This is a genomic window from Pseudomonas sp. 2822-15, assembly GCF_002742515.1.
GTDB classification, from domain to species: domain Bacteria; phylum Pseudomonadota; class Gammaproteobacteria; order Pseudomonadales; family Pseudomonadaceae; genus Aquipseudomonas; species Aquipseudomonas salomonii.
Genome location: NZ_LJRY01000208.1, coordinates 1 through 26106, shown reverse-complemented (window position 1 = coordinate 26106; position 26106 = coordinate 1). Strand labels below are relative to the sequence as shown.

26 protein-coding genes and 2 pseudogenes are annotated in these 26106 nt (G+C 59.9%); 14 read left to right on the top strand and 14 right to left on the bottom strand.

The annotated features are described in order from the left end of the window. The first annotated feature begins 60 nt into the window (after positions 1-60). Positions 61-1083 (top strand): alpha/beta hydrolase, encoded by a 1023-nt coding sequence (locus tag AOA59_RS21425; protein WP_099488973.1) that lies wholly within the window; start codon positions 61-63, stop codon positions 1081-1083. Then, positions 1083-2270: pseudogene (locus AOA59_RS21420) on the top strand (MFS transporter). Before AOA59_RS21425 ends, AOA59_RS21420 begins: the two are co-directional and overlap by 1 nt. Here AOA59_RS21420 and AOA59_RS21415 read toward each other — a convergent pair. Further along, on the bottom strand, positions 2263-3084 hold the full coding sequence (locus AOA59_RS21415; RefSeq protein ID WP_065931628.1) for a helix-turn-helix domain-containing protein: 822 nt from the start codon (positions 3082-3084) through the stop codon (positions 2263-2265). The pseudogene AOA59_RS21420 and the gene AOA59_RS21415 sit on opposite strands and share 8 nt — an antisense overlap. A 97-nt stretch (positions 3085-3181) precedes the next feature. Between AOA59_RS21415 and AOA59_RS21410 the strand changes: the two genes are divergently transcribed. Together AOA59_RS21410 and AOA59_RS21405 are read left to right on the top strand one after the other, a co-directional pair. Next, a complete protein-coding gene (locus AOA59_RS21410; RefSeq protein WP_017138958.1) occupies positions 3182-4393 on the top strand; it encodes an MFS transporter in 1212 nt (403 codons plus the stop codon). Between the two features lie 161 nt (positions 4394-4554). Beyond that, the gene (locus AOA59_RS21405; RefSeq protein ID WP_099488972.1) at positions 4555-5310 is read left to right on the top strand and encodes a M12 family metallopeptidase; all 756 of its coding nucleotides are present in this window, start codon (positions 4555-4557) and stop codon (positions 5308-5310) included. A gap of 150 nt (positions 5311-5460) precedes the next feature. On the opposite strand, the gene iolG is transcribed toward AOA59_RS21405, so the two are convergent. Both iolG and AOA59_RS21395 read right to left on the bottom strand, forming a co-directional pair. Then, positions 5461-6465, bottom strand: coding sequence for an inositol 2-dehydrogenase (gene iolG / locus AOA59_RS21400; protein WP_099488971.1), 1005 nt, complete (start codon positions 6463-6465; stop codon positions 5461-5463). A gap of 33 nt (positions 6466-6498) precedes the next feature. Continuing rightward, positions 6499-7524: a LacI family DNA-binding transcriptional regulator gene (locus tag AOA59_RS21395; protein WP_058420454.1), complete on the bottom strand. Its 1026-nt coding sequence runs from the start codon at positions 7522-7524 to the stop codon at positions 6499-6501. Between the two features lie 123 nt (positions 7525-7647). Between AOA59_RS21395 and AOA59_RS21390 the strand changes: the two genes are divergently transcribed. From AOA59_RS21390 to AOA59_RS21380, 3 genes are read left to right on the top strand one after another with little or no spacing between them, the layout of a single operon-like run. Beyond that, positions 7648-8493, top strand: a complete 846-nt coding sequence (locus AOA59_RS21390) for an SDR family oxidoreductase (RefSeq protein WP_099488970.1) — start codon at positions 7648-7650, stop codon at positions 8491-8493. Then, positions 8493-9617, top strand: a complete 1125-nt coding sequence (locus AOA59_RS21385) for a phytanoyl-CoA dioxygenase family protein (protein WP_099488969.1) — start codon at positions 8493-8495, stop codon at positions 9615-9617. Before AOA59_RS21390 ends, AOA59_RS21385 begins: the two co-directional genes overlap by 1 nt. Before the next feature lie 42 nt (positions 9618-9659). Next, positions 9660-10583, top strand: coding sequence for a sugar ABC transporter substrate-binding protein (locus AOA59_RS21380; RefSeq protein WP_099488968.1), 924 nt, complete (start codon positions 9660-9662; stop codon positions 10581-10583). A gap of 53 nt (positions 10584-10636) precedes the next feature. Here the strand turns inward: AOA59_RS21380 and AOA59_RS21375 are convergent, their stop codons facing one another. After that, entirely contained in the window at positions 10637-10951 is a 315-nt protein-coding gene (locus AOA59_RS21375) for a DUF2834 domain-containing protein (protein ID WP_099489094.1), read from the bottom strand. Positions 10952-11034: 83 nt separating this feature from the next. On the opposite strand from AOA59_RS21375, the pseudogene AOA59_RS21370 reads away from it, so the two are divergent. Both AOA59_RS21370 and AOA59_RS21365 read left to right on the top strand, forming a co-directional pair. Beyond that, positions 11035-11822 (top strand): annotated as a pseudogene (locus AOA59_RS21370) (helix-turn-helix domain-containing protein). Between the two features lie 55 nt (positions 11823-11877). Beyond that, the gene (locus AOA59_RS21365; RefSeq protein ID WP_178076280.1) at positions 11878-13578 is read left to right on the top strand and encodes an amidase; all 1701 of its coding nucleotides are present in this window, start codon (positions 11878-11880) and stop codon (positions 13576-13578) included. A gap of 999 nt (positions 13579-14577) precedes the next feature. Here AOA59_RS21365 and AOA59_RS21350 read toward each other — a convergent pair. The 3 genes from AOA59_RS21350 to AOA59_RS21340 are packed head-to-tail and all read right to left on the bottom strand — an operon-like array spanning position 14578 to position 16008. Continuing rightward, complete coding sequence (locus tag AOA59_RS21350) at positions 14578-15315, bottom strand: CPBP family intramembrane glutamic endopeptidase (RefSeq protein WP_099488964.1); 738 nt, start codon at positions 15313-15315, stop codon at positions 14578-14580. Positions 15316-15322: 7 nt separating this feature from the next. Beyond that, positions 15323-15793: a RidA family protein gene (locus AOA59_RS21345; protein WP_069787325.1), complete on the bottom strand. Its 471-nt coding sequence runs from the start codon at positions 15791-15793 to the stop codon at positions 15323-15325. Continuing rightward, entirely contained in the window at positions 15790-16008 is a 219-nt protein-coding gene (locus AOA59_RS21340) for a DUF6434 domain-containing protein (RefSeq protein WP_056860200.1), read from the bottom strand. The genes AOA59_RS21345 and AOA59_RS21340 overlap by 4 nt, the downstream gene beginning before the upstream one ends. Positions 16009-16265: 257 nt before the next feature. Between AOA59_RS21340 and AOA59_RS21335 the strand changes: the two genes are divergently transcribed. Beyond that, a complete protein-coding gene (locus tag AOA59_RS21335) occupies positions 16266-16697 on the top strand; it encodes a nuclear transport factor 2 family protein (protein WP_056860201.1) in 432 nt (143 codons plus the stop codon). A 16-nt stretch (positions 16698-16713) separates the two neighbouring features. On the opposite strand, the gene AOA59_RS21330 is transcribed toward AOA59_RS21335, so the two are convergent. Then, complete coding sequence (locus AOA59_RS21330; RefSeq protein ID WP_099488963.1) at positions 16714-18042, bottom strand: PLP-dependent aminotransferase family protein; 1329 nt, start codon at positions 18040-18042, stop codon at positions 16714-16716. A gap of 88 nt (positions 18043-18130) precedes the next feature. On the opposite strand from AOA59_RS21330, the gene AOA59_RS21325 reads away from it, so the two are divergent. Beyond that, positions 18131-19021, top strand: a complete 891-nt coding sequence (locus AOA59_RS21325) for a DMT family transporter (RefSeq protein ID WP_099488962.1) — start codon at positions 18131-18133, stop codon at positions 19019-19021. Here the strand turns inward: AOA59_RS21325 and AOA59_RS21320 are convergent. Then, positions 19018-19587, bottom strand: coding sequence for a YceI family protein (locus AOA59_RS21320; protein ID WP_099488961.1), 570 nt, complete (start codon positions 19585-19587; stop codon positions 19018-19020). The two genes, AOA59_RS21325 and AOA59_RS21320, sit on opposite strands and share 4 nt — an antisense overlap. A gap of 124 nt (positions 19588-19711) precedes the next feature. Between AOA59_RS21320 and AOA59_RS21315 the strand changes: the two genes are divergently transcribed. The 3 genes from AOA59_RS21315 to AOA59_RS21305 all read left to right on the top strand — a co-directional run bounded on the left by AOA59_RS21315 (position 19712) and on the right by AOA59_RS21305 (position 21810). After that, on the top strand, positions 19712-20206 hold the full coding sequence (locus tag AOA59_RS21315; protein WP_099488960.1) for a PaaI family thioesterase: 495 nt from the start codon (positions 19712-19714) through the stop codon (positions 20204-20206). A 44-nt stretch (positions 20207-20250) separates the two neighbouring features. Continuing rightward, on the top strand, positions 20251-21138 hold the full coding sequence (gene yghX, locus AOA59_RS21310) for a YghX family hydrolase (RefSeq protein WP_099488959.1): 888 nt from the start codon (positions 20251-20253) through the stop codon (positions 21136-21138). Between the two features lie 378 nt (positions 21139-21516). Further along, a complete protein-coding gene (locus tag AOA59_RS21305) occupies positions 21517-21810 on the top strand; it encodes a DUF6124 family protein (RefSeq protein ID WP_083269382.1) in 294 nt (97 codons plus the stop codon). Positions 21811-22065: 255 nt separating this feature from the next. Here the strand turns inward: AOA59_RS21305 and AOA59_RS21300 are convergent, their stop codons facing one another. The 5 genes from AOA59_RS21300 to AOA59_RS32435 form a co-directional block, all read right to left on the bottom strand. Next, positions 22066-22365 carry a hypothetical protein gene (locus AOA59_RS21300; protein WP_208604509.1) on the bottom strand — a complete coding sequence of 100 codons (300 nt, stop codon included), beginning with the start codon at positions 22363-22365 and terminating at the stop codon, positions 22066-22068. A gap of 106 nt (positions 22366-22471) precedes the next feature. Continuing rightward, a complete protein-coding gene (locus tag AOA59_RS21295) occupies positions 22472-22954 on the bottom strand; it encodes an RDD family protein (protein ID WP_069787318.1) in 483 nt (160 codons plus the stop codon). A gap of 75 nt (positions 22955-23029) precedes the next feature. Next, positions 23030-23422, bottom strand: a complete 393-nt coding sequence (locus AOA59_RS21290; RefSeq protein WP_026013838.1) for a DUF2846 domain-containing protein — start codon at positions 23420-23422, stop codon at positions 23030-23032. A 483-nt stretch (positions 23423-23905) separates the two neighbouring features. After that, a complete protein-coding gene (locus tag AOA59_RS21285) occupies positions 23906-24211 on the bottom strand; it encodes a hypothetical protein (protein ID WP_053255812.1) in 306 nt (101 codons plus the stop codon). Next, on the bottom strand, positions 24208-26106 hold a 1899-nt coding region (locus AOA59_RS32435; protein ID WP_178076279.1), incomplete at its 5' end, for a DUF637 domain-containing protein. The genes AOA59_RS32435 and AOA59_RS21285, both read right to left, overlap by 4 nt.

Here is a 26106-nt window from a genome sequence, read left to right as displayed (position 1 = left end):
CTACAGAACGCCGGCCCATGCCGGGAAAATGTGCGGACCGACCTCATCCGGGATCACGCCATGAAAAGCCTTTTGCTCGCCCTGAGCGTGCTGCTGACGTCTTTTTCTTTATTGGGAGCCGATATGTCCAACGGTGCTGACAACTTCTACAAAAGCGACAAAGTGACGGTGCAAAACGTCACCTTCAACAACCAATACGGCATGGCGGTCGCGGGCCATTTGTTCATGCCGAAAAACCTCGCCCCCGGCGCAAAAAGCGCAGCCCTGGTGGTGGGGCACCCGATGGGCGCCGTCAAAGAGCAGAGCGCAGACCTCTACGCCACCAAAATGGCTGAACAAGGCTTCGTCACCTTGTCTCTGGACTTGTCATTCTGGGGCGACAGCGCAGGCTCACCACGCAATGCGGTGCTGCCCGACCTCTACGTCGAGGACTTCAGCGCCGCCGTGGATTTCCTCGGCACCCGCCCGCAGGTCGATCGCGAGCGCATCGGTGTGATCGGTATTTGCGGCAGCGGCAGCTTCGCCATCGCCGCCGCGAAGATCGACCCACGCTTGAAGGCCATCGCAACCGTGAGCATGTACGACATGGGTGCGGCCAACCGCAATGGCCTCAAACATAGTGTAACGCCGGCGCAACGTCAGCAACTGCTGCGCCAGGCCGCCAACCAGCGCTATGTGGAATTCCAGGGCGGCGAGACCGTCTACACCGGCGGCACGCCAGCCACGCTTACCGGCGATGCGGTGGGTGATGAGTTCTACGATTTCTACCGCACGGCGCGCGGCGAATTCACACCCGTCGGCGCCTCGCCGCAAACCACCACGCGGCCGACCCTGACCAGTAATGTGAAGTTCCTGAACTTCTACCCCTTCAACGATATCGAGGCGCTCTCCCCTCGCCCGCTGTTATTGATCGCCGGCGCCGACGCGCACTCACGTGAGTTCAGTGAAGACGCCTACCAACGGGCGGCCGAGCCCAAGGAACTGGTGATCATCCCCGGCGCAGGCCATGTCGATCTTTACGACCGGGTCGATCTGATCCCTTTCGACAGACTCGCCACTTTCTTCAAAGGCCAGTTGAAATAATGTCCGATAAATCACAGATGCATAGCTGGGCCGCAGTGTTCGCGATGTCGTTGGCGGCGTTCGCACTGGTGGCCTCCGAGTTCATGCCGGTAAGCCTGCTGACGCCGTTGGCCACAGACCTGCAGATTTCCGAAGGTCAGGCCGGCCAAGGCATCTCGGTGTCCGGTCTGTTCGCCCTGTTTACCAGCCTGGTCATCGCCGCCGTCGCTGCGCGGGTTGAGCGCAAGCGTCTGCTGTTGGCATTGATCGTCGTAATGATCCTGTCTGGAACCGTGATAGCGCTGGCGCCGAACTACCTGACGTTCATGCTCGGTCGCGCGCTGATCGGCGTGGCCATTGGCGGCTTCTGGTCACTGTCGGCGGCGACCGCCATGCGCCTGGTGCCCACGGCCCAAATACCGCGCGCGTTGGCGATCGTGAATGGCGGCAACGCACTGGCAACGGTGATCGCCGCGCCCTTGGGCAGCTTTCTCGGCGCACTGATCGGTTGGCGTGGCGCATTTTTCTGCGTCGTGCCGGTGGCGGTAGCGGCTGGCCTATGGCTGCTGTTCAGCTTGCCCGCGATCAAGGTGCAAGGCCAGGCCAGGACTGGCAACGTGCTGCGCTTGTTCAAACAGGCACCTGTGGCCTAGGGCATGCTCGCCATCAGCGGCTTTTTCATGGGCCAGTTCATGCTGTTCACTTACCTGCGCCCGTTTCTGGAAAGTGTCACGCGGGTCAGTACCGCCACACTCTCGTTGATGCTGTTGGTGCTCGGCCTGGCCGGGCTGGCGGGCACGGTGCTGATAGAGCGCGTGCTGAAAAACCGCCTGTACCCTGTGCTGATCGCCATTCCATTGATCATGGCGGGGATTGCCGTGGCCCTGGTGACCTTCGGCGGCTCGCCGATCACCACCGCCGTGCTGCTTGGCTGCTGGGGCTTCGTGGCGACCGCCGCGCCGGTGGGTTGGTGGACCTGGCTGGCGCACGTGTTGCCGGACGATGCCGAGGCCGGCGGTGGATTGATGGTGGCGATCATTCAATTGGCCATCACTGCCGGTGCCACTGTCGGTGGCCTGGCGTTCGACCACAGCGGATATCAGGCGACCTTTGAACTCAGCGCAGCCACGCTGGGGCTGGCTGCGTTGCTGGCAGGCCTGGCTGCGCGGCACTCAGCGCCGGGGTTGATGGCCAGCCGCCCTACCTGAAAAACTGACTCGGCGTCTTGCCAAACTGCTTCTTGAACATACTGGTAAAGGCGCTCGGGCTCTCGTAACCCAATTCGATGGCGACATCGATAATCTTCTGCCCCACCGCAATGCGCTCCAGCGCCAGCAGCAACCGCGCCTGCTGGCGCCATTGGCCGAAGGTCAAGCCGGTTTCCTTGCGAAACAGACGCTGGATGGTCTTCTGGTCCAGCTCAAGCCGCCCACTCCAATCCTCCACCGTCGAGGCATCCCCAGGATCCTGCTGCAGCGCCAGGCAAATCCGGTTGATACGCGGGTCGCCCGGTTGTGGCAGCGACAGCGGCAACGCCGGCAGAATCGCCAGTTCATCAAGGATCAGGTGCATGATCCGCGCATCGCGTGAATCCTCGGCATACGGCGGCTTCAAACTCACCGACGCCTTGATCAGCTCACTCAGCAACGGCGAAACGCTCACCGCCTTGGTCTCGGTCGGCAGGTTCGGGAACGCATCGGGGCGCACAAACACACTGCGCATTTTCAACGGGCCCACACAGCGCAACGAGTGGACCTGCCCGCACGGCATCCAGAAGCCACGATTGGACGGCACCGTCCACTGGTTGTGCGCCGAGTGCACCACCATCACGCCCTCGATGGCGTAAAGTAACTGGTGCTTTTCGTGGCTATGCTCGGGGATCACCCAATTTTCGGGGTAATCGGTGGCGGAACTGATCACAGCCCAGTCGCCTGCGTCGATTTCCTGCAAAAATTCATTCAGTGGTTTGATCATTTCGCCCTTTTTGCGACAGTTGCCTCCCGAATTTCGTGAGACAGGCATTGGCACCGAATTTAGCATAACCGCTGAAACAATTAGAAATGGGTGACGGGCTCAAGTACTCGCCACCTCAGTTTGCTGCCCTGTATGGAATGCCTGCATGACGACCGTTACCGCGTCACCCGCCGCTGCAACCACTACACCCCAAGTGAGCCCCTTGGTCATGCGCGTCCTCGGCGCCTGCGCCCTGGCCCACCTGATCAATGACCTGATCCAGGCCGTGCTGCCTTCGATCTACCCGATGCTCAAGGCCAACTACGGGCTGAGCTTCACCCAGGTGGGCCTGATCACCCTGACCTTCCAACTGACTGCCTCGCTGCTGCAACCCTGGATCGGCTATCACACCGACCGCCATCCCAAGCCCTGGCTGCTGCCGGCCGGCATGGTGTGCACCTTGATCGGTATCCTGATGCTGGCGTTTGTCGGCACCTTCCCGGCGATTTTGCTGGCGGCGGCCCTGGTGGGCGTCGGCTCGTCGACCTTCCACCCGGAAACCTCGCGCGTCGCGCGCCTGGCTTCCGGCGGGCGTTACGGCCTGGCGCAATCGACCTTCCAGGTCGGTGGCAACACGGGCAGCGCCTTCGGCCCGTTGCTGGCGGCGGCAATCATCATTCCTTACGGCCAAAGCCATATCGCCTGGTTCGGGCTGTTCGCCGTGTTTGCGATTCTGGTGCTCTATGGCCTGAGCCGCTGGTACCGCAACCACCTCAACCTGTTCAAGCTCAAGCAAGGCGGCAAGGCCACCCACGGCCTGTCCAAAGGCCGCGTGACCTTTGCCCTGGTGGTGCTGGCGCTGCTGGTGTTCTCCAAATACTTCTACATGACCAGCCTGACCAGCTACTTCACCTTCTACCTGATCGAGAAGTTCCAGCTGTCGGTGGCCAGTTCGCAGATGTACCTGTTCCTGTTCCTTGGGGCGGTGGCCGTGGGCACCTTCGCCGGTGGCCCGATCGGCGACAAGATCGGGCGCAAGAAAGTCATTTGGTTCTCGATCCTCGGCGCTGCGCCCTTCACCCTGGCCCTGCCCTACGTCGACCTGTTCTGGACCGCCGTACTCAGCGTGGTCATCGGCTTTATCATCGCCTCGGCCTTCTCGGCCATCGTGGTCTTCGCCCAGGAACTGGTACCGGGCAATGTGGGGATGATCGCCGGTATCTTCTTTGGCCTGATGTTCGGCTTCAGCGGGATTGGCGCCGCATTGCTGGGCTTGCTCGCTGACAACCATGGCATTGAGTACGTCTACAAGATCTGCTCGTTCCTGCCACTGGCGGGCATCCTCACCATATTGCTGCCCTCGACCAAAGGCGTTTAAAACGTATCTATTAGCCGCCTTGGGCCTACAAAGCCCAGGCGGCTTTTTACATAAAAATACAGAACCGTCCTACCTGCAATTGGAACTCAATCATCGCTAAAGCCACTGACTTAACGCAACTGGGCAGTGCCTGTTTTCTTTTAGTCTGATGAGGATAACGAATGATTATTTCCCCACCTGCGATACATCACTCCCTGTACTCGATTAATTCGGATAGTCCACCGACGAACAACGAAGTGGCTGACGCGCCGATTGCCATCAGAACTAAACGCGGGATCGCTTACAAATATCGTCTATGGCCACAAAACTCGACCATTACCATTGCCTTCATGGACACTTCTCCCGCCCATAGAGCGATCATACAAAAACACATTGAGAAAAATTACGCACCCCTGATTAATTTGAAGCTCAAGTTCGTAGAGGGTACCCAAGGCGATATTCGCATATCGACCAGCGCAGATATAGCGGGTGACTGGTCCATCGTTGGGACGGGGGCGTTAAGCGAGCCCGCCAATGAGCCGACGATGCATTTGGACCCTCATAAAGCCGAAGACATATTTAAAATGAATATTCTTCATGAGTTTGGTCACGCGTTGGGATTGCGTCACGAACATAAACATCCGGACAGAACACTGGACTTCAACCTGCCCAGGCTATACGAACTTTATAAGAAAAAGTTCAACTTAGACACAATAGACGTTCATGAGCAAATCCTTGAAAAGCTGAAGCCTGCGGACATCATAGCCTCCGATTACGATCCGAAGTCCATCATGCATTACAACCTGAGCAGGCTGATACTCTGGAAGCAGAAGACAACGGGCTACAACTTCACTCTTTCTAACAACGATAAAGCCCTTCTACGATCCATTTATCCACGCCCCGAACCTGAGTCTGTGCCTGTGCGGCGACCACGCTGAGGTTTAAGGCGCGCCGATTGACTGGCTGACACATGCATCGAAACATACAGCAGCCTCACTTCCGAGGTACCGACTTTCTCGCGTAAAATTCAAGCATTGCGGGCGTCGCGGCACTCGCCAGACGCGTTGTCTCGACGCCCGCTCGTACCACTAAAGGTCGTAATTGACCGCCACACTTCTACCGGTTTTCACCGACACCAACGCGCAATCCGCCAGATGCAACGCATACAAGCCGTCACGCACACTGGTCGGTAACGCGCGGCCAGCGCTCAGTGCATCAATGAACTGCGCCAGCTCATTACGATAAGCATCGGCATAACGTTCGAGAAAAAAGTGCTGCAACGGCTCCAGCGCTTCGGTGTGGTCGGCACTCCAATGGCGCAACGTACTGGGACGGTGGTTGTCGGTGAGCAGCACGCCCGTGGCGCCGGACACTTCTACACGCTGGTCATAGCCATACACCGCCTGACGGCAGCAGTTGATGTGGCATTGCTTGCCGGAGGCGGTGCGCAGCAGCACCATGACACTGTCGTAGTCGTCGATGTCTGCCAGGCTCGGGTCCACCAGGCGGCTGGCGAAGGCATTGACCTCCACCGGTTCCTCGCCGAGCAGGTGGCGGGCGGTGTCGAAGTCATGGATGGTCATGTCGCGCAGGATGCCACCGGAGTGTTCCAGGTAGTCACGCGGCGCCAGGCCGGGGTCGCGGCTGGTGATGATCACCTGGCGCACGGCGCCGATCTGGCCGGCGTCCAGCGCCTGGCGCAGGCGCAGCATGTCGGGGTCAAAACGCCGGTTGAAACCGAGCATCACCTTGCCGCCCAGGCGTTCGACGGCCTGGGCGGCGCTGCGGGCCTTGGCGATATCCAGGTCGATCGGCTTTTCGCACAGCACCGCCTTGCCTGCGGCCACCGCCGCCAGCAACAAGTCGATATGGGTGTCGGTAGGCGTGCCGATCACCACGGCATCTATGTCTTGGCGGGCAAGCACGGCGGCGCAGTCATAGGCCGCTTCGCAACCTAATTGCGTGCTGAGCGCGTCGACACCTTCGCGCCAGGGATCGGCCACCAGCACCAGCGTGGCGTTGGGGTGAGCGGCGACGTTGGCGGCGTGGATTTTGGCGATGCGCCCGGCACCTAAAACGGCAATACGTAGCATGGTCGAACTCCTGGCGTTGTTATTGAGGGAGCTTCAGTCCGGCAGGTTGAACGGTGTAACGATCTGCACCTGTGACGGCGCAATCGGCCCGGCTTTCCATAGCCGGTGATGTTGCAGGATGTGCAAAAACACGCTGCGGGCATCGATTTGCAGGTTGTGGTCGATGATCGCGGCGACTTTTTCTTCCAGCAGCAGCTGGCGGTTTTCTTCGTCCAGGTCATGGCCGATAAACACCTCCAGCGGGCGCTCGAGGGCGGCGAAGGCGTCGACAATCGCGCGGTTACCGCCGCCGACGCTGTACACCGCCTTGAGGTCGGGGTGTTGCTTGAGGGCCTGGGTGACGCGCTCAAAGGTGCGGTCGTACACGCCGTAGCCGCCGCTGATATCCAGCACCCGCAGGTGCGCGGCACGCCCACGCAGCCAGGCGCGAAAGCCCATCTCGCGTTCTTCTTCGCCACGGAACAGTTCGCTGCCGATCACCACCGCCACGTCCTGGGGTTGCGCCGGCAGCCAGCGCGACATCAGGTAGGCCGCGGTCTGGCCGGCGGTGCGGTTGTCCATGCCCACATAGCCGATGCGCTCGCTTTGCGGCAGGTCAGTGACCAGGGTCACCACCGGAATGCCCGCCGCGATCAACTGCTTGACTGCCTGATTCACCGCCGGCTCATCCGCCGCCTTGAGCACCACGCCCTGGCTGCCGGTATCGAGGCAGCGCAGCAGTTGGTCGTGCATGGCCTGGGGTTCGATTTCTTCAAACAGGTGAAAACGCGGCGCGATGCGAAACGGCGCCAGGCTGCCCAATTGCGCGGTGATTGCCGCTTGCACCGCCGCGCTGAAGCGCTGGGGCGTGTGCATGATCACATCGACGTGAAAGGTGCGCCCCACCGCCAGGCCGTTTTTTTCCTGGGCCTCCAACTCATCCAGCGCCTGCTCGATGCGCCGAGAGGTTTGCGCATGCACGCTGCCACGCTGGTGCAACACGCGGTCGACCGTGGCTTTGCTCACGCCGGCCTGGGTGGCGAGTTGCTTGATGGAGAAGTGTTTTGCGCGTTCGAGCATGCGGTTCGCCTGAGGTGTTTTTGAGGTCTTTTTTGGGCGTTACTGAGGTTTTGCAATGCTAGTCTCAGTTTTGCCCGGCGTCGAGCCAGGCCGACAAAACAACAAAAATTTCAGGAGAACCCCATGCCTCACACCGATCTCGCCAGCGCATTCAACGGCCAATACTTTGTCGTCACCGGCAGCACCCAGGGTTTGGGCGCTGCCGTGGCGCATACCCTGGCGCAGCGTGGCGCTGCCGGGCTGATCATCTGCGGGCGCCGCCGCGCCGAGGGCGAAGAACAGGTCCGGCAACTGGCACTGCTCGATTGCCAGGCATTTTTTGTCGAGGCCGACCTGGAAAACGTCGAGGATTGCCGTGCGATCATCGACGCGGCACGCACCCACTTCGGCACCTTGCACGGGCTGGTGAACTGCGCCGGCATGTCGGATCGCGGCACCATTCTCGACACCTCGCCCGAGCTGTTTGATCGGCTGTTTGCGGTGAACGTGCGGGCGCCGTTTTTTCTGATGCAGGCAGCACTCAAGCTGATGATCAGCACCGGCGTGGAAGGCGCGGTGGTGAATATCCAGAGTGTCACCGGGCATGGCGGGCAATCGTTTTTAAGCGCCTATGCGGCGTCCAAGGGCGCGCTGGCGATATTGACCAAGAACGTGGCGTTCAGCGCATTGCGTAATCGCATCCGCGTGAATGGCCTGAATATCGGCTGGATGGACACGCCTCACGAGGATCAGATCCAGCGCCAATACCACGGCGCGCAGGACGGCTGGCTGGCCGAGGCCGAACGCGCGCAGCCGTTCGGGCGGCTGCTCAAGCCCGAAGAAGTGGCGCAAAGCGTGGCGTTTTTGCTCTCGCGTGAAGCCGGGATGATGACCGGCTCGGTGATCGACCTGGAGCAAGGCGTGGTCGGCTGCACCGACAGCGGCAGCCCGCAACCGCACCAGGCGCTGAGCCTGCCGGGAGGTGTGTGATGTCGTCGTTCGTGACCGGCGCGGCGGTGCGCCTGGCGGATTTCAGCCGCATCTGCGCCCAACGGACCCGCGCCGAGGATTACCCGCTGTGTGCCGAAGTGGTGAGCAATGTGCCGATCTATCAGGCCGGCACTTTACGCAACAGCGAGCGCCTGCGCGTCATGGATGAGCTGCACCGCCTGTTCCGCGACGGGCCTGGGGTGATGGTGGTGCGCCAGGCCTATGAAGACCTGGAAGTGGTCGACCGCCATAGCCAGGTGTTCGAGGCGATCTTTGCCCACGAGGCTGCGCAAGGCGTGGCCGCCGACCATTTTGCCCAGGCCGGCAGCAACGGGCGCATCTGGAATTCCCTGCAGAAAGCCGCGCTGCAGTCGCCGGAATCGTTTGCCGAGTACTACGCCAACCCGCTGCTCGGTTTGATCGCCGAAGCGTGGCTGGGGCCGAGCTTTCAGATGACCGCGCAAGTGAACGTGGTCCACCCTGGCGGGCAGGCGCAACAGCCGCACCGTGACTATCACCTGGGCTTTCAGACCACTGAGGTGGTTGAACGCTTTCCGCTGCCGCTGCATCTGTTGTCGCAATACCTGACGCTGCAAGGCGCGGTGGCCCATTCGGATATGCCGCTGGAAAGCGGGCCGACCCAACTGCTGCCCTTCTCCCAGCAATACCCGCTGGGTTACCTGGCCTGGCGCCGCGCGGAGTTTATCGATTACTTCCAGCAGCACGCCGTGCAATTGCCGCTGAACAAGGGCGACCTGCTGTTCTTCAACCCGGCGCTGTTCCATGCGGCGGGCACCAACCGCACCACCCACCACCGGCGCATGGCCAACCTGCTGCAAATCTCTTCGGCATTCGGCACGCCCATGGAAGCCCTCGACCGCGACCGCATGATGCTGGCGGTGTACCCGGTGTTGCTGGCCAACCCTGCGTTGAATGCCGAAGCGGTGATCGCCTGTACGGCCGACGGTTATTCCTTCCCCACCAACCTCGACACCGACCCGCCCTTGCACGGGCTCGCCCCGCAAACCGGGCAGCAATTAATGCAACAAGCCCTTAACGAACGCTGGCCCTATTCAGACTTCGCCGCTGCCGTGGCGCAACGGCGGGCCAAGCGCCAGGCGTGAATCCCACTGCTTTTACAACAACAAAAACAACGGAGCATCACCATGAAGAAGCAACTTCTCGCAGCACTGCTGACCCTCGCTGTTACGCCCTGGGCCTGGGCCGATATGCGTATCGGCGTGAGCATCGCCCAGGTCGACGATGTGTTCCTCGCACAGATGCGTGACTACATGGCGGCCCACGCCAAGGAGCTACCCGGCGTGACCTTGCAATTTGAAGACGCCCAGGGCGATGTGGTGCGCCAGCTCAACCAGGTGCAGAACTTTACCGCTCAGGGCATGGACGCGATTATCGTCAACGCGGTGGACACGGCAGCCACGCAGAAAATGACCGTCAATGCCCAGCAGGCCAAGATCCCGCTGGTGTACGTCAACCGCCGCCCGGAGTTCAAGGACGTGCCCCCGGGCGTGGGCTATGTCGGCTCGGATGAGATCAAGGCCGGGGAAATCCAGATGCGCTACCTGGCAGAGAAAATGGGTGGCAAGGGCAACCTTGCGATCATGCTCGGGCTGCTGTCCAACAACGCCACGCACAACCGCACGCTGGGGGTGAAGACGGTGCTCAAGGACTACCCGGACATCAAAATTGTCGAGGAACAAAGTGCCGAATGGCAGCGCGGCAAGGCGATTGACCTGATGAACAACTGGATTGTGTCCGGGCGCAAAATCGATGCTGTGGCGGCAAACGCCGATGAAATGGCGATTGGCGCCGCCATGGCGATCAGCCAGGCGGGCATGCAACCGGGCAAGGATATCCTGGTGGCCGGCAGCGATGGCGGCGCAGCGGGGCTGGACGCGGTGAAGAAGGGCCAGCTGCTGGTGACGGTGTATCAGGACAATAAGGGCCAGGCCGTCGGCTCGATTGACCTGGCGGTAAAGATGGTCAAGAAGGAACCCTATGCGGCTGAGCTGACCATTCCTTATCAGCAGATCACCAAAGACAATTACCAGGCGTTTTTGAACCCTTGAGCCCTGGTAACGATACCTGTGGTGAGCAGGCTTGCCATAGGTATCGGCCGCAATTACCGCCCTGATTGACGCGCGATCCCATTCACGACGATATAAAGCAGCGGCCCCACCGAAACAAACACCGCCGTCAGCGCGAAATACGGCAGCACAGACACCACCGACCGCCCGCGCCCACGCGCATCCCGATACATCCACACACACGCCAGCACTGCCATCAGGTACAGGTCAATCACCACCTGCGCGGTGTCCGGCCGCGACATCAATTGCCGCCCGAAGGCCAGCAGCGATTGCTCCGCCGTGAGCATCGTCGCCAGCGTGTACAGCGAAAATCCAACCAACCCGACCAGGGCAATCGAGGGTCTGTGCATGGTCTCGTCCTTGAAGTGAATGAAGCTCACCATAGTGATAAGGTCGTGGCCCTCGCAATGACCTCACAGGTTATGAACCCACTATGGAAAGTACTGCCGGCGACCAGCTGCGCCAACTGCGTCGCCACGCCACGCCAAGCTCAGCCAGCTGGACCTGGCCTTGATCACCGGGGTTTCGCAACGTCACCTCAGTTACATCGAAACCGGCCGCGCCAAGCCGAGCCCGGGCACGCTGCACAACTTATTGACCGCGCTGGATGTGCCGCTTGAGCAGCGCAATCGCGTGTTCCTCACCGCCGGTTACGCGCCACGCTACACCGCCACCCCGCTCGCTTCACCGGCCATGGCCGCGATTCGCGAAGCCGTCAGCCATGTGTTGCATGCCAACAACCCGGCCCCGGCGATTCTGTTGGACAGCCAATGGCAAGTGCTGGCGGCGAATGCCAGCACCGGCGTTCTGTTTCAATTGTTGGGGCTTGAACCGGATGCAGCAAATGGGCTGAACCTGCTGACCACGCTGTTGCAAACCGGCGGCTTGGGCGACCACCTGATCAACGCCGAAGCGATCCGCGCGCTCGCCTGGCAACGCGCCAGCCGTGAGGCGCTGGGCAATCCCGAGTTGGCGGTTTTATTAGCGAGCCTGCCGACGCCCACCCACACCGAACCGCCCGAACACATGCCGCCCCTGGCGCTGACGCGCATCCGCTCACCCCGGGGCGAACTGAGCTTTCTGTCGACCTTCACGACGTTCGGCATGCCCCAGGACATCACCCTCACCTCGCTGCGTATCGAGCATCTGATTCCGGCTGACGAGCCGACGTGGCAAGTGATGCGCGCCGCCTACGCGGAGCATGCCGCGCTGGTTTTGTGAAATATCTGTCCGTAGACTGCCGCCATACCTCCCACTTGAAGGCGGCGAAAAAAACGTGATGCAAGTTACCGAAGTCTCCATTGCCCAACTGCGCGCGGCGCTTGAAACCGGCCAGACCACTGCCGTTGAACTGGTAAACGCCTACCTGGCGCGGATCGATGCCTACGACGGCCCGCAGACCGCCACCGCATTGAACGCCGTGGTGGTGCGCAACCCCGAAGCCCTTAAAGAAGCCGAGGCGTCCGATGCGCGCCGGGCCAGGGGCGAAACGTTGGGGCCATTGGACGGCATTCCCTATACCGCCAAGGACAGCTACCTGGTCAAGGGCCTGACGGCCGCATCCGGCAGCCCGGCCTTTGCCAAGCTGGTCGCGCAGCGCGACGCCTTCACCATCGAACGCCTGCGAGCGGGCGGCGCCATCTGCCTGGGCAAGACCAATATGCCGCCGATGGCCAATGGCGGGATGCAGCGGGGTGTGTATGGCCGTGCCGAAAGCCCTTACAACGCCGACTACCTGACTGCACCGTTTGCCTCCGGTTCGTCCAACGGCGCAGGCACCGCCACGGCGGCAAGCTTCGCCGCCTTTGGTGTGGCTGAAGAAACCTGGTCGAGCGGGCGCGGCCCGGCGTCCAACAACGGTTTATGCGCCTACACGCCGTCCCGTGGGGTGATTTCGGTACGCGGCAACTGGCCGCTCACGCCGACCATGGACGTGGTGGTGCCCTATGCACGCACTATGGCCGACCTGCTGGAAGTGCTGGATGTGGTGGTCGCCGAAGACCCCGACACCCGTGGCGACCTGTGGCGCCTGCAACCCTGGGTACCGATCCCGAGCGTGGCGTCGGTGCGCCCCGCGTCTTACGCCGACTTGGCGGTGAGCAGCGAAGCCCTCGCCGGTAAACGTTTCGGCGTGCCGCGCATGTACATCAATGCCGACCCCGAGGCGGGCACCAGCGAAAAGCCCGGCATTGGCGGGCCGACCGGGCAGAAGATCAACACCCGCGCCAGCGTGATCGACCTGTGGGCAGATGCACGCCAGGCGCTGCAAGCTGCCGGTGCTGAAGTGATCGAGGTGGATTTCCCGCTGGTGTCCAATTGCGAAGGCGATCGCCCTGGCGCGCCAACCGTGTTTACCCGTGGCTTGGTTTCCAAGGAATTCTTGCACGACGAATTGTGGGAGCTGTCGGCCTGGGCTTTTGACGACTTCCTGCGCGCCAACAACGACCCGGCACTCAACCGCCTGGCGGATGTCGACGGGCCGAAGATCTTCCCGCACGACCCGGGCACCCTGCCCAACCGTGAGGATGACCTGGCCGCCGGCATGGACGAATACGTGCGCATGGCCCAGCGCGGCATCACGCCGTGGAACGCGATCAGCACAGTGCCGGACGGCCTGCGCGGCCTGGAGCAAACCCGGCGCATCGACCTGGAAGACTGGATGGACAGGCTTGGGCTCGATGCCGTGTTGTTCCCGACCGTGGCCGATGTAGGCCCGGCGGATGCCGACGTGAATGAAGCCAGTGCCGACATCGCCTGGAGCAATGGCGTGTGGGTCGCCAATGGCAACCTCGCCATCCGCCACCTCGGCGTGCCCACCGTCACCGTGCCGATGGGCGTGATGGCCGACATCGGCATGCCCGTCGGCCTGACCTTTGCCGGCCGGGCGTACGATGATTCGGCGCTGCTGAGCGTTGCCAGCGCGTATGAAGCCACCGGCAGCAAACGCCTGATTCCGCCACGCACACCGCCGCTGTAAACATTGTGGGAGCTGTATTTCACATCAACCCATGCAGAGCCACAACGGCCTGAACGAGGTCAACCTGTGGAGCGGGCTTGCTCGCGAAAGCGCCGTGTCAGGCGATGCATCAGGTGACTGATACACCCTCTTCGCGAGCAAGCCCGCTCCCACAGTTTGACTGTATTTCAAGTCAAGCCATGTGGGAGCTGGCTTGCCTGCGATGGCGGCCTTTCAGTGACAACGATGCTGGCTGACCCGGCGCTTTCGCAGGCAAGCCAGCTCTCACAGTTTTGGTTGCGTTTCACATCAAGCCATGCAGAACCACAACGGCCTGCACACGATCAACCTGTGGGAGCGGGCTTGCTCGCGAAAGCGTCGGGTCAGGCGATGCATCAGGTGACTGATACACCCTCTTCGCGAGCAAGCCCGCTCCCACAGTTTGACTGTATTTCAAGTCGAGCCATGTGGGAGCTGGCTTGCCTGCGATGGCGGCCTTTCAGTGACAACGATGCTGGCTGACCCGGCGCTTTCGCAGGCAAGCCAGCTCCCACAGTTTTGGTTGCGTTTCACATCAAGCCATGCAGAACCACAACGGCCTGCACACGACCTACCTGTGGGAGCGGGCTTGCTCGCGAAAGCGCCGTGTCAGGCGATGCATCAGGTGACTGATACACCCTCTTCGCGAGCAAGCCCGCTCCCACAGGTTGACTGTATTTCAAGTCGAGCCATGTGGGAGCTGGCTTGCCTGCGATGGCGGCCTTTCAGTGACAACTATGCTGGCTGACCCGGCGCTTTCGCAGGCAAGCCAGCTCCCACAGTTTTGGTTGTGTTTCACATCAAGCCATGCAGAACCACAACGGCCTGCACACGACCTACCTGTGGGAGCGGGCTTGCTCGCGAAAGCGCCGTGTCAGGCGATGCATCAGGTGACTGACATACCCTCTTCGCGAGCAAGCCCGCTCCCACAGTTTGACTGTATTTCAAGTCGGGCGATGTGAGTGCTGGTTGTGCTTCAGATCAGGCCATGTAGGGCACGGCGATCAGCAGGATCGCGGTACCGTGGGCCAGTGCTGCGGGCAGTACGCCGTAACGCATGCGCACCAGCGCGCAGGCCAGCCCTTCAAGCAGGGTGAACAGCAACACGGGCCAGCCCAGTTGGGTAACGCTTAAGGCCAGGAACGCGTGGCAGGCTGCAAAGGCCACGCCGCTGATCAATGCCGCGCGCAATGGCGAAACCTGTTGCTCCAGATAACCCTGCAAAAAACCGCGAAACAGCACTTCCTCCAACGCATTGGCGCCATAGGCCAATACCACCATGCCCGGCAGCCACACCCAGTAGCCGTGGAGCTGGCTTGCATCAATACCTTGATAAACCCGCAACGGCACGCCGATCAAACAGCCGACGACGATGCCTGCCGCCATGCCAACCCACAGGTTGCCAAGGGTCCAACGCATCAACCGCCACAACTCCGGTGCCAGGCGTGAAAGCAGCATGATCAGCAGCACCGACAGCCCGCCGAGCACCGCCAGCACGAAGGCATTGCCACTGAACGCGATCTGCACATCGCGGCTCACCGCCCACATGCCCAGCGGCGTCATCACATCGCGCATCAGCACAAACGCCGCCAGCAGGATCAGGATGCGCATCGCCACCTGCGCCCTTGGCGTCAACGCGAACCACGCGCCAAACAGCAGCAGCCCCGGCGCCAAGTGCAGGCCGTAGTCGATCAGTACCTCAAGCCCTTGGGTGATCATCGTCGGTTCAATCGTGTGCAACAGCGATCATGTCGATCTCGACGGCCGCCGATTTGGGCAACTGCACCACCCCCACCGACGTGCGCGTGTGCACACCGGCAGCGCCGAGGATTTCGTGGAACAGGTCCGACGCGGCGTTGGCCACTTCACTCTGCTGATCAAAGTCTTCGGCGCTGCGCACATACACGGTGATACGCGCGAGGGTCTTGACCTGATCCAGCGAACCCAGCGCCTGCTTGAGCAACCCCAGGCAACGCAACGCGCTGATACTGGCAGCGATTTGCGCCTGGGCCAGGGTCAGGCTTTCACCAACCTTGCCCGGCAGCATAAGGGTGTCACCGACACGCGGAATCTGGCCGCTGATGTACAGGTGGTTGCCATCGCGCACCAACGGCGTGTAGTTGCCACCGACTTTGAATTCTTCCAACCGGTAGCCGATGCGCTCTTGAGCAGCCTGGTATTTTTCGTCGCGGGTCATGGGCGTGTGTCCTCGTTGCGGCGTTGCCACTCATCCACCACATCGCCCAGGGTTTTGGGCAAGTCGTTGCGGATCCAGGCCATGAACGGCCGGTCGAACTTGAACGTCGGGCCACAGTGTTCAAGCATGAAACGGCGAACGTTCTGGGTATTTTTGTAGTGAGGGGTCACGGGAGTGGCGCGGGTGATGACGTCGCTGTGCCAGTCAAAATCCATGTTGTCTCTCGGGAGGTTTGTTAGTTGCGCAGTAGCATAGCGATCGGCTTGTTGGGCTGGAAGCGACAAGGTATGCCGCCCGCACTTATTTGATGTGTTGAGACGTCGTACAAGAACCCGAGTTGTTTATAACGTCATCAAGGCTAATCTTTTCTAGATATTTCAAAATTTCACTTTCTTTCCCTCTCGAAAATATTGCATGGTTGTACGACGACTTAAATTGTCGTGTTCACCCCAACAACAATAAGGAAACACCCATGCCAAACGTCAAAGTGCTGATCGGTTTTCTGTGCCTGTTCACCGGCTACGTCGCAGCTGCGCCTGCCCCCGCCGAAAAGGATGTGGCCCAAGCGGTCGACCAACTGACCCAAGCCATGCTGCACCTGGACCTCAAGGCGCTGCACGCCCTGACGTCCGACAAGCTCACCTATGGCCACTCCAGCGGCAAGGTGCAGAACAAGGCGCAATTTATCGCTGACCTGGAAACCCACACCAGCGCGTTCAAAACCCTCGAAATGCAAAACCAGACCATCACCCTGGACGGCGACACTGCGCTGGTGCGTAACCACTTTCACGCCCTGGCCGTGAACAGCGGCGTCGAAGTGCCGACCGATATCGACAACTTCCAGGTCTGGCAGAAGCAAAAAGGCCATTGGCTGCTGATCGGGCGTCAGGCGTACAAATACTGACGCCAAGCGGTGCGGCTCACCACTGCACCGCTTCCCGGACCTTCAGCAGCGCCTCACCCAGCGCGGCCATGCTCACCGAACCCAGTGCCAGGCGCAGCGCGTGCGGCACCACCGTGGCTGAAACCGCGAACGGCTCGGCGGTGGACACGGAAATCGCCTCGCGCTGCAAGGCCATGGCCACCTGATCGGCCCGCGCCTCGTCCCCCAGCGGTAACCACAAAAAATACGAAGACGGATGGCTGATGTAAGGCACGCCTTTGAGCACCTGCGCAGCCAAGGCTTGGCGTGCCCGTGCATCCTGGCGCTTTTGTGCTTCGAGTTTCCCGACGGTGCCGTCCTCGATCCAGCCCACCGCAATCGCGCTCATCACACCGGGCACGTTCCAGGTGGTGGCCATGATCGTGCGCTCCAGCTTTTTTACCCAGGCTGGCGGCGCGGCGATAAACCCGACGCGCAACCCCGTAGCGACGCTTTTGGAAAGCCCGCCCACGTACACCGTGCACTCTGGCGCCAATGTGGCCAGCGGTGGTGGCGCGTCTTCGGCCAAAAACGCGTAGGCCGCGTCCTCAATGAGCATCAGATGGTGCTCACGCGCGATGGCGATCAGTTGCTCGCGTTGCGCAAGGCTCATCACCCACCCCAACGGGTTATGCAGGGTTGGAATGCTGTACACCGCACGCACCGGGCGCTTGCGGCACAGCGCGTGCAGAAACGCCAGATCCGGGCCGCTGGCGGTAACGGGGATGGCGACGATTTCCAGGTGCAGGGTTTCGGCCAGCACCTTGAAGCCTGAATAGGTCAGCGCATCCACGGCAATTACATCCCCAGGCTTGAGCAACGCCATCATCGTCACCGCCAGGCCGTGCTGGGCGCCGCTGACCATCAGCACCTGCTCCGCCTCAACCGTCAGGCCTCGGTTCAATAGATGCCGTGCCACGGCAGCGCGCTCGTGCAACCGGCCGGCATGGGGCTGGTAACGCAGCAACGCTTCCAGGTCGCCCGACAGCGCCAATTGGCGCAGAGCGGTGCGTAGCAGGTCTGCCTGACCGGGCAGCGAGGGGTAATTGAAATTCAGGTCGAGCATGCCGGTGGCCACATTCATCTGCCCACTGCCCTGCCCCGGCGGCAACGCGATTTCGCGCACAAAGGTGCCGCGCCCGGTTTCGCCGCTGACCAGGCCCATGGCCTCAAGCTCGGTGTACACCCGGCTCGCGGTGACCAACGCCAGGCCATGCTCGGCGGCCAATTGCCGGTGCGTGGGCAGGCGTGTACCGGGCGCCAGTGCGCCGCTGCGGATGTCTTCTGCAAAGGTGTCGACCAGCGACTTGTAGCGGGCGCGCGGCATAGGCGATGTATCCATGACAATTTTTTGATTGTCTTAATCCTGGCCCCTAGGATGGCCTTTACGCAACCACCTATTTCGAGCCCTCACCATGGAACGCACCTCAAGCCTCACCGCAGCAGACGCCAGCCCCCAAGGCTGGATCAACGGGTTTATCGGCGTGGTGATCTTCAGCGGTTCACTGCCAGCCACGCGCCTGGCGGTGATGGCGTTCAACCCGGTGTTTCTGACCATGATCCGCGCTGCCATTGCCGCCGTGCTCGGCGTGCTGTTGTTGTGGCTGTTCAGGGAAAAACGCCCTGCACGCCATCAATGGGGGCCGCTGGTGATCGTCGCCCTGGGTGTGGTGATCGGTTTTCCACTGCTCACGGCACTCGCGCTGCAGTACGTGACGTCTGCACACTCCATCGTCTTCATCGGCCTGTTGCCGCTGGCCACCGCCGTGTTTGGTGTACTGCGTGGCGGCGAGCGGCCGCGCCCGGTGTTCTGGCTGTTTTCGATCCTCGGCAGCCTGCTGGTGATGGGCTACGCCGTTGCCCAAGGCTTGAGCACCGCGCCGGCCGGTGACGTGCTGATGTTGTTGGCCGTGCTGGTGTGCGGCCTGGGGTATGCCGAAGGCGCCAAGCTGTCGCGCAGTCTGGGCGGTTGGCAGGTGATCTGCTGGGCGCTGGTGGTGGCGCTGCCGGTGGTGGCGCCGTTGAGCGTGATGCTGGCGCCGGCAACCCTCGCGGGCATCAGCCTGCCGGCGTGGCTGAGCCTGGGCTACGTGTCGCTGTTCAGCATGCTGATCGGCTTTGTGTTCTGGTATCGCGGCCTGGCCCAGGGGGGCATCGCTGCGGTCGGCCAGTTGCAGTTGCTGCAACCGTTCTTCGGCCTGGCGCTGGCGGCGGGCCTGTTGCGTGAGCAGGTCAGCCTGGGCATGCTGCTGGTGACGGTTGCGGTGATCGGCTGTGTGGCCGGGGCCAAGCAGTTCGCCCGCTAGCGTTGCGGCGCGACCATCTTGAATTTGATGTTGATGTCATTTGACACCACGCTGTTGCCCGCCCATTCACCTTCACCAATCTTGAAGTCGCCGCGCTTGAGGATGAACGCGCCGTCAAACACGCCGATGCCGCTTTGCTCCTTGAGCACCACATCAATATCCACCGGCCGCGTAATGCCCTTGATCGTCAGGTTGCCGCTGATTTTGTAGCGGTTATCGCCCAGCGCCGTGGCGCCGTTGGACTCATACACGCCCACGGGATAGGTCGCGGTGTCGAACCACGCCGGTTGCTGCAACTGGGTATTGGCGTCCTGGCTGCCGGCGTCGATGCTGGCGAGCTGGATCTTGAGCAACGCATGGGCCGCCTCGGGCTTTTGCGTATCAAAGGTCAGGGTGCCTTCAAAGTCGCTGAAGGTGCCATACACCCGCTGCCCGAATTGCTGGAAGGTAAAACTGATCTGGCTGGCGGTGCGGTTGACGTCTTTGTATTCCACCGCCTGCGCGCTGCCGAGAAACACACCAAGGAGCACCGCCAGGCTTACACACAGGGGCATTCGACGCTTCATGCAACACTCCGCAAGACAAATGAACAGATGTGCTGAGCTAACACGCCATGCCATGGTTTTATTCCCTTTCGCAGCGTGCCCTGCTAAACAGAGTAGTCGCCAAAACAAACAATAAGGACTTTGCATGCACACCCCTTCCCTGCAGGACATCACCGCGCCCGAAGGCATCTGCTACGGCTGTGGCGGCAGCAACCCCCATGGCCTGCACATCAAAAGCCGTTGGGACGCCGATGGTGTCCACGTCATCGCCGAGCACCTGCCCGAAGCCCACTACAGCGGCTGGCCGGACCTGGTCTACGGAGGCCTGATCGCCATGCTGGTCGACTGCCACTCCAACTGGACCGCCATGGCCCACCACTACCGCAACGAACAGCGCGAGCCCGGCAGCCTGCCGCGCATCGACTGCGTGACCGGTAACCTGGGGATCAAATTCATCAAGCCCACGCCCATGGGCGTCACGCTGGCCCTGCGCGCGCGGGTTGAAGGCGACGTGGGGCGTAAAAGCCGCGTGGTCTGCGAGGTGTACGCCGGTGACGTGCTCACCGCCCTCGGCGACTCGGTGTTCGTGCGCGTCGATACCCGGCAACTGTCGGATTCCGCCCATGGCCGCGAACGTTGATCCTGGTCTACAGTGATGACCACCGCTAATCGAGGACTGCTCCGATGACTCGTCTCACCGCGAAAGACTTCGCCCCCGAACTGCTGGAACTCTACGACGGCTACGCCCACGGCAAACTCAACCGCCGCGAATTTCTCGACCGCGCCGCGCTGTTCACCTTCGGCGGCCTCACTGCCTCGGCCCTGCTGGCAGCCCTGAGCCCCAACTACGCGCTGGCCGAACAGGTCAAATTCACCGACCCGGACATCGTCGCCGACTACATCACCTACCCCTCGCCCAAAGGCAACGGCACCGTGCGCGGCTACCTCGTACGCCCGGCCAAGGCCAGCGGCAAACTGCCCGCCGTGGTGGTGGTGCACGAAAACCGTGGCCTTAACCCCTACATCGAAGACGTCGCCCGGCGCCTGGCCAAAGCCGGCTTCATCGCCCTGGCACCCGACGGCCTCACCTCCGTGGGCGGCTACCCCGGCAACGATGAAAAAGGCGTGGAACTGCAACAAAAAGTCGACCCCACCAAACTCATGAACGACTTCTTCGCCGCCATCGAATGGCTGATGCACCACGACAGCAGCACCGGCAAAGTCGGGATTACCGGCTTCTGTTATGGCGGCGGCGTGACCAATGCGGCGGCGGTGGCGTATCCCGAACTGGGCGCAGCGGTGTCGTTCTACGGCAAGCAGCCGGAAGCGAAGGACGTGCCCCGCATCAAGGCGCCGATCATGCTGCATTACGGCGAGTTGGACACGCGCATCAACGAGGGTTGGCCGGCGTATGAGCAGGCGTTGAAGGCGGCGGGCACGACCTATGAGGCGTATATCTACAAAGGCGCCAACCATGGCTTTCATAATGATTCGACGCCACGGTATGACGAGGCCGCGGCGAATCTGGCGTGGGAGCGCACGTTGGGCTGGTTTCGCAAATACCTGGCCTGACCACGATCCGAACTGTGGGAGCTAACGTCCTGTGGCGAGCGGGCTGGCCCCGCGTTGGGGCGCGAAGCGGCCCTGACACCTGACGACGCGATACATCTGGAAAACCGCGTTGACTCTCCTGGGGCTGCTGCGCAGCCCAACGCGGGGCAAGCCCGCTCGCCACAACCCCCCGCCTCTCAGCTTTGATCGGTATTGCCTGATCGACATGCAGTGTTAAAGGCCAGCAATCCATATCCCTTTAACTTGCAGGAAGTTTCCTAGACAATCCTTTGGCCTTGCGCCTGCTCACGCCACTGGCTAGCCTTCGCTCTGTCGCTGCCTATCAGCGAACAGGTGTGGAAACCTGAAACAAGTAGGCCCCTTATCAGGAGCTTATGCATGAGCAATACAACGCGCTTCACCCCCAGCCGCGAAATACTTGAACGCGCCCTGAGCCACTACTTGCAACCCACCTCACCGCAGTCCTTTACGGTGCATCACGACCTCAGCTTCGAAGACGCCCTCGCCCAACTCTGCGACCTGCTGCGCTGCGCAGCCGCCACCGCAGCCGACACCACCCAAGGCCTGACAGGCTATCAACGCCACATGGCCGGTGCCACCGAACACCTGATCGACATGGCCCAAACCCTGGCCGACCGTGCACTGGAGTGCCTGCAACCCAAAACCTGCTGACACACCACAAACCAACTGTGGGAGCTGGCTTGCCTGCGAAGGCGGTGTGTCAGTGCCGGATTAATGACTGATACACCGCCGTAGGCAGCAAGCCGAACTGAGCACTTTCCCTCATGAGCCAATTTGCCGATTCAGGAAGGCTTTTTCAACAGTTGTAACTTAATGAGTTTTAGAAGGAAGAATCGGGGGCCCCTCAGGTTCTGACCCCAGTTTTTCCTTCCAAATTCGCCTCTTCCTTTAAAACCATTAGTACCATCAAACATCCTGCGTCAATATACTTATAAACCTATCAAATGCCTGAGAAACAGACTCCCCCTCTTCTGGAGAGAGCAACACATTCATAACCTGATAATCAATGGTCAAGTCATATATATCAATACTCACCCAACCTTTAGACCAAAATTCGACAGTCCCTAGCTTATTGAACCCTTCCAGCTCTATCCTTTCAAGGCCACCAAAATCTCCATCAGCAAATGATGAGTACTCTAGAGAAAACCCCTTCAAACGTGGTTTTACGCTTTCATCAAACCAAGAGCTATCCATAAGAGCTTTCACTTCTTATCTAGAATCTCTATATAAAAAAGGGTACAGATTTTTTCTCCATGCTTAGAAAATAGCAACCTGCAGGTGGGTGGAAAATAAATTTGTTCCCTACTCCGCATCAAGCAGTGCCGGACTTCCCGTCGTCATAGATGTCGGCAAGACTGCGTACCTTGGTCAAGTTGCCGGTTTGAATCACGATGGTCTTGGCGAACATATCGCCGAGGCGGGTTCTGGACTCAAGAAAAATCCACACCCAGTCGATGATCACCAGCACCCCGGCATTGCGGGTGAATGACTGAGAAATGCGGCAGCCCTTACGGGTTTTACGGTCGACGACCGCGATGCTGAGCAAGCGCTTGCCCAGGCTCTGGCCATTGGGCAGCGCGTCTGCGAGCAAGAGGTAGGCAAAACCTGCGAAAAACGCCGCAATGAACCCGCCCTTGGCCGTCACAGCGGGGACGGACGCCGACAGCACCTCGGCGCCGAACTTGACGATGAAAAAGATCAGCACCGCGATGCCAGAGTCGATGATTCGGGCCAGCAGGCGACGGCCGATGCTGGCCAGAATAGTCGGCCGTTTAGCGGGGGTAATTGCGTCCATACGGTGTCACTCCGACTTATGTAAACAGCAACAACGGCCAAGCTCAGCGCCCGGCCGCCTCAAGCGCTTTTTAACTCACTTGCTTTCTTTTGCAATGGTACCCAACGACGCGTCCTTGACCAGATAACGGCCTTCCACATCGCTCAGCACTTTGAGGCTGTTGCGCGCCACGGCGAAGCCCATTTCGACTTCCTGCTTGAGGTAAACCACCTCACCGGCCTTGACGTTGATCGGCATGTCAGCCCAGTTTTCAGCTTTGGAACTGATCACGTGCTGGCCCGGCGACACGAAGAAATAAATGTACTGGTTACCACGGTTGTAACCCATCTCCGAGTCGGCTTCCTTGTCATCCAGGAACACGTTGAACCGCACCATCATCCCCACGTTGCTTGGGCGCACGACATACACCAGGCCTTTATCGGCGACGGCGGCCTTGGGCAACGAGTAGTTCGCCACGTCAGCCTGCATCTTCTCCACCGACGGCGTCGAGGAGCAGCCAAACAGCGTGGCCAGGGACAATACAACAGCGGCTTTGCAGAACAGCTTGATCATGTACTTCTTCCTTGTGGTGTGACGGTAGAGCGGGTTGAGAGCGCCAGCGATTGGCCAGCGCAGGTTCTTTGATGCGTTTAATCATCGCCAGGGTATCGGCCGTGGGGATGAAGACGTGAAGCGTTGTGCGTGGGCCAGCACTTTGATGCCTTGCGGGGTGTTGGGCGCGGGGCTTGTAGTCCGGCCCGTCGCCCATATGGCGAACAGGTTTGGCGACCTGACAAGAGAGTGCAAAAGCAAGTTCTTTGTTATTTAAATAAATCTGTTCCCTTTTCGCGTCCATCCTGATGTGGATGTTGCTGTAAAACTCGCATCATTAGCCGCAGCTTTACCAGTACCTACAACTCCAGTTTCTCCAGAAACCAAAACGGAGGGAGTTGCTTTTGCACCAAGTAAAAATTACTCTTTTCGACGATAAACGACCCTCTCAGCTTCCGACAAGCTAGGTAGGTCTTCGTTGCCGACCAAAATTTCCGACTTGCATTTTAAATTTGAGTCCTGATAAGCAGTATATTGACATATGATATCTTCGACCTCATCAATATCATCCTCTATATTTTCTTCAAGATAAAATCTAATTAACCAAACATCATCTTCACAAGACAATACCACCATCCTGAAGTTTGGAGTAACTGCCCCCAACATCGCTTGAACAAGCATTAAGACTTGGAAATTCCAAGTTTTCAATTCGGCTTCTGCATTCATTTCTGAGTCCAATTAGGGTTAGCAGGGACAATACTTGGGCTTTTTGTACCTTTGATGATAAAGACATTAGTTGGCTGAGCGGTTATACCAACGCCAGCGTTAACGTTGGTGCCGGTTACGCCTTCAAACTTGACCACCGGAAACCCTTGAGCATTCTTACCTAAAATCTTAACCTGCCCCATGCGGTAAGCATCTAGTACTTTTTGAGCATCATCAACGCTGTTCAAGAACCCACCGCCTCCTCGAGCTTCAAGCTCAGGCCTTCCAGCGATATGCCGAAGCTGTTTCTGGCTGATTTTGCCAGCCACCTCTGGAAAGTCTCTAGGCGTAAGAATGCCTTTTGCACCTTGTAAATACCTTATCGCCTTTTCCAGCTGCGCCAACCCTGCCGGATCAGTATCCCCCGGCACCCGAGGCCTAGACTCGACTCTACCACCACCGGCCCCACCGCCGCTTATCAAGGCTAGCCGGTCCATCGAAGGACCCCAGTCTGCAATCTGCTTGGCCAAATGTTCTGCAGCCGCTACAGATCGATCCACCAACTCAGTTTTGTAACTCTCACAAACCTGTGTCTGGCACTGCATTGCCATCAGGTCATCCAACGCGACAATAATTCCAGGCAGCTTGTCTTTAGCGAGGAGAGAACTGGTGATGCCCATCGCGTACTCGGTTTTGTACAGACTTTCCTCGTTAAACCGCTCGTTGTCCCATTTGTTCTTCTGACATGCTTCATCGGTACCGCAGCTCTTCATCCCGGAAGCAAACGCCTTAATGTCCGACTGCTCCAGATAGTTGTAAACGGTACCTTGCTGCGCAACCCACCCAGCAACCTCTTGGTCCTTACTGCTGCCGCCAACTCCTGCTGCTACCGTCATCCCGATCAACTGCGAGGTCATCGCCAATACGCGCTCATGAGCCTCGCCTGGAAATATCTCCGCCCCAAAAGTCTGTATCAACGCTTTGTTCGCGCCGGCTGCAATAGCACCAGAGGCAAAATCCCCCCCTGCCGCTTCTGCAATCAGCCCCCCGACAATCGCATGCACCGCCACTTTAGTGGAAAGACCAGAACCACTGAGCTCGGTACCCACACGTTCGTAAATCATTCCAGAGAGAAGACTGGCGGTCAGATCAATAGCTGCTTGACCAATATTTTTAGTAAAACTGCCACCATTCGCGACAGTTCGCAGCGCCGAATTGACCGCCAACTGCCTGCCAAGGTCAGATGTGGTGAGTTCACCGGTGACTCCGGCGAACTTCGCGATAGCACCGCTGGCCCCTGCGATTGCATAGCCTTTCAGGCTTTCACCAGACGTCACGTCCTTGGCGATAGCACCTAAGTTTCCTTTGTTATTGATCGTGCTTGTCGCGCCCTTTATGGCTACAGCTGTATACACCGAGTTTGCGGCGAGACCTGTCGTCGTCGTCGAGGCAGCTCCCACGAGCCCCGCACCGGCCCCCCAAGTGAAGTAAGTGACAATGATGGCGATGACCAGCGCCGCACCACCACCCAAACTTGAATTGTTGTATTTGAAGCTATCGTGGACTTCTTGGACCTTGCGCCAATCCACATCTCCGCGCTTCTCGGCTTCTTTCAGCCAAGCCAGTTGCGGGTCGGCTTTTACCATCACATCAATCGTCTGGCTAACCGTGTTCTGATCGATCTGCTTGATGTCAATCTTCAAGCCATCAACGGCCTTGATCACGACGCTACCTTCCGCAATCATCTGCGTTTGGCGCAAAGTCTCGTCAGTGTTGCCTTTGCCTTTGGAACTCGTCCACACCATGTCACTCTTGCTCTTGGTGTGGCTCTCATCATGCAAATCCTTCACCGCCTCAAACGTCACCGCCCCACCACTGACAATCGCAATATCCCCGCCACTGTCGAGCTTCGCCGC

Excerpts from the sequence above, each read along its gene's own strand:
- AOA59_RS21330 (WP_099488963.1), bottom strand. The coding sequence starts at position 18,042 with ATGCCGCGCGCCCGCTACAAGTCGCTGGTCGACACCTTTGCAGAAGAC.
- AOA59_RS21305 (WP_083269382.1), top strand. The coding sequence starts at position 21,517 with ATGAGCAATACAACGCGCTTCACCCCCAGCCGCGAAATACTTGAACGC.
- AOA59_RS21345 (WP_069787325.1), bottom strand. The coding sequence starts at position 15,793 with ATGACCCGCGACGAAAAATACCAGGCTGCTCAAGAGCGCATCGGCTAC.
- AOA59_RS21405 (WP_099488972.1), top strand. The coding sequence starts at position 4,555 with ATGATTATTTCCCCACCTGCGATACATCACTCCCTGTACTCGATTAAT.
- AOA59_RS21415 (WP_065931628.1), bottom strand. The coding sequence starts at position 3,084 with ATGCCTGTCTCACGAAATTCGGGAGGCAACTGTCGCAAAAAGGGCGAA.
- AOA59_RS21335 (WP_056860201.1), top strand. The coding sequence starts at position 16,266 with ATGCCAAACGTCAAAGTGCTGATCGGTTTTCTGTGCCTGTTCACCGGC.
- AOA59_RS21285 (WP_053255812.1), bottom strand. The coding sequence starts at position 24,211 with ATGAATGCAGAAGCCGAATTGAAAACTTGGAATTTCCAAGTCTTAATG.
- AOA59_RS21385 (WP_099488969.1), top strand. The coding sequence starts at position 8,493 with ATGTCGTCGTTCGTGACCGGCGCGGCGGTGCGCCTGGCGGATTTCAGC.
- yghX (WP_099488959.1), top strand. The coding sequence starts at position 20,251 with ATGACTCGTCTCACCGCGAAAGACTTCGCCCCCGAACTGCTGGAACTC.
- AOA59_RS21410 (WP_017138958.1), top strand. The coding sequence starts at position 3,182 with ATGACGACCGTTACCGCGTCACCCGCCGCTGCAACCACTACACCCCAA.
- AOA59_RS21315 (WP_099488960.1), top strand. The coding sequence starts at position 19,712 with ATGCACACCCCTTCCCTGCAGGACATCACCGCGCCCGAAGGCATCTGC.
- iolG (WP_099488971.1), bottom strand. The coding sequence starts at position 6,465 with ATGCTACGTATTGCCGTTTTAGGTGCCGGGCGCATCGCCAAAATCCAC.
- AOA59_RS21320 (WP_099488961.1), bottom strand. The coding sequence starts at position 19,587 with ATGAAGCGTCGAATGCCCCTGTGTGTAAGCCTGGCGGTGCTCCTTGGT.
- AOA59_RS21340 (WP_056860200.1), bottom strand. The coding sequence starts at position 16,008 with ATGGATTTTGACTGGCACAGCGACGTCATCACCCGCGCCACTCCCGTG.
- AOA59_RS21380 (WP_099488968.1), top strand. The coding sequence starts at position 9,660 with ATGAAGAAGCAACTTCTCGCAGCACTGCTGACCCTCGCTGTTACGCCC.
- AOA59_RS21290 (WP_026013838.1), bottom strand. The coding sequence starts at position 23,422 with ATGCAGGCTGACGTGGCGAACTACTCGTTGCCCAAGGCCGCCGTCGCC.
- AOA59_RS21350 (WP_099488964.1), bottom strand. The coding sequence starts at position 15,315 with ATGATCACCCAAGGGCTTGAGGTACTGATCGACTACGGCCTGCACTTG.
- AOA59_RS21375 (WP_099489094.1), bottom strand. The coding sequence starts at position 10,951 with ATGCACAGACCCTCGATTGCCCTGGTCGGGTTGGTTGGATTTTCGCTG.
- AOA59_RS21295 (WP_069787318.1), bottom strand. The coding sequence starts at position 22,954 with ATGGACGCAATTACCCCCGCTAAACGGCCGACTATTCTGGCCAGCATC.
- AOA59_RS21390 (WP_099488970.1), top strand. The coding sequence starts at position 7,648 with ATGCCTCACACCGATCTCGCCAGCGCATTCAACGGCCAATACTTTGTC.
- AOA59_RS21395 (WP_058420454.1), bottom strand. The coding sequence starts at position 7,524 with ATGCTCGAACGCGCAAAACACTTCTCCATCAAGCAACTCGCCACCCAG.
- AOA59_RS21425 (WP_099488973.1), top strand. The coding sequence starts at position 61 with ATGAAAAGCCTTTTGCTCGCCCTGAGCGTGCTGCTGACGTCTTTTTCT.
- AOA59_RS21325 (WP_099488962.1), top strand. The coding sequence starts at position 18,131 with ATGGAACGCACCTCAAGCCTCACCGCAGCAGACGCCAGCCCCCAAGGC.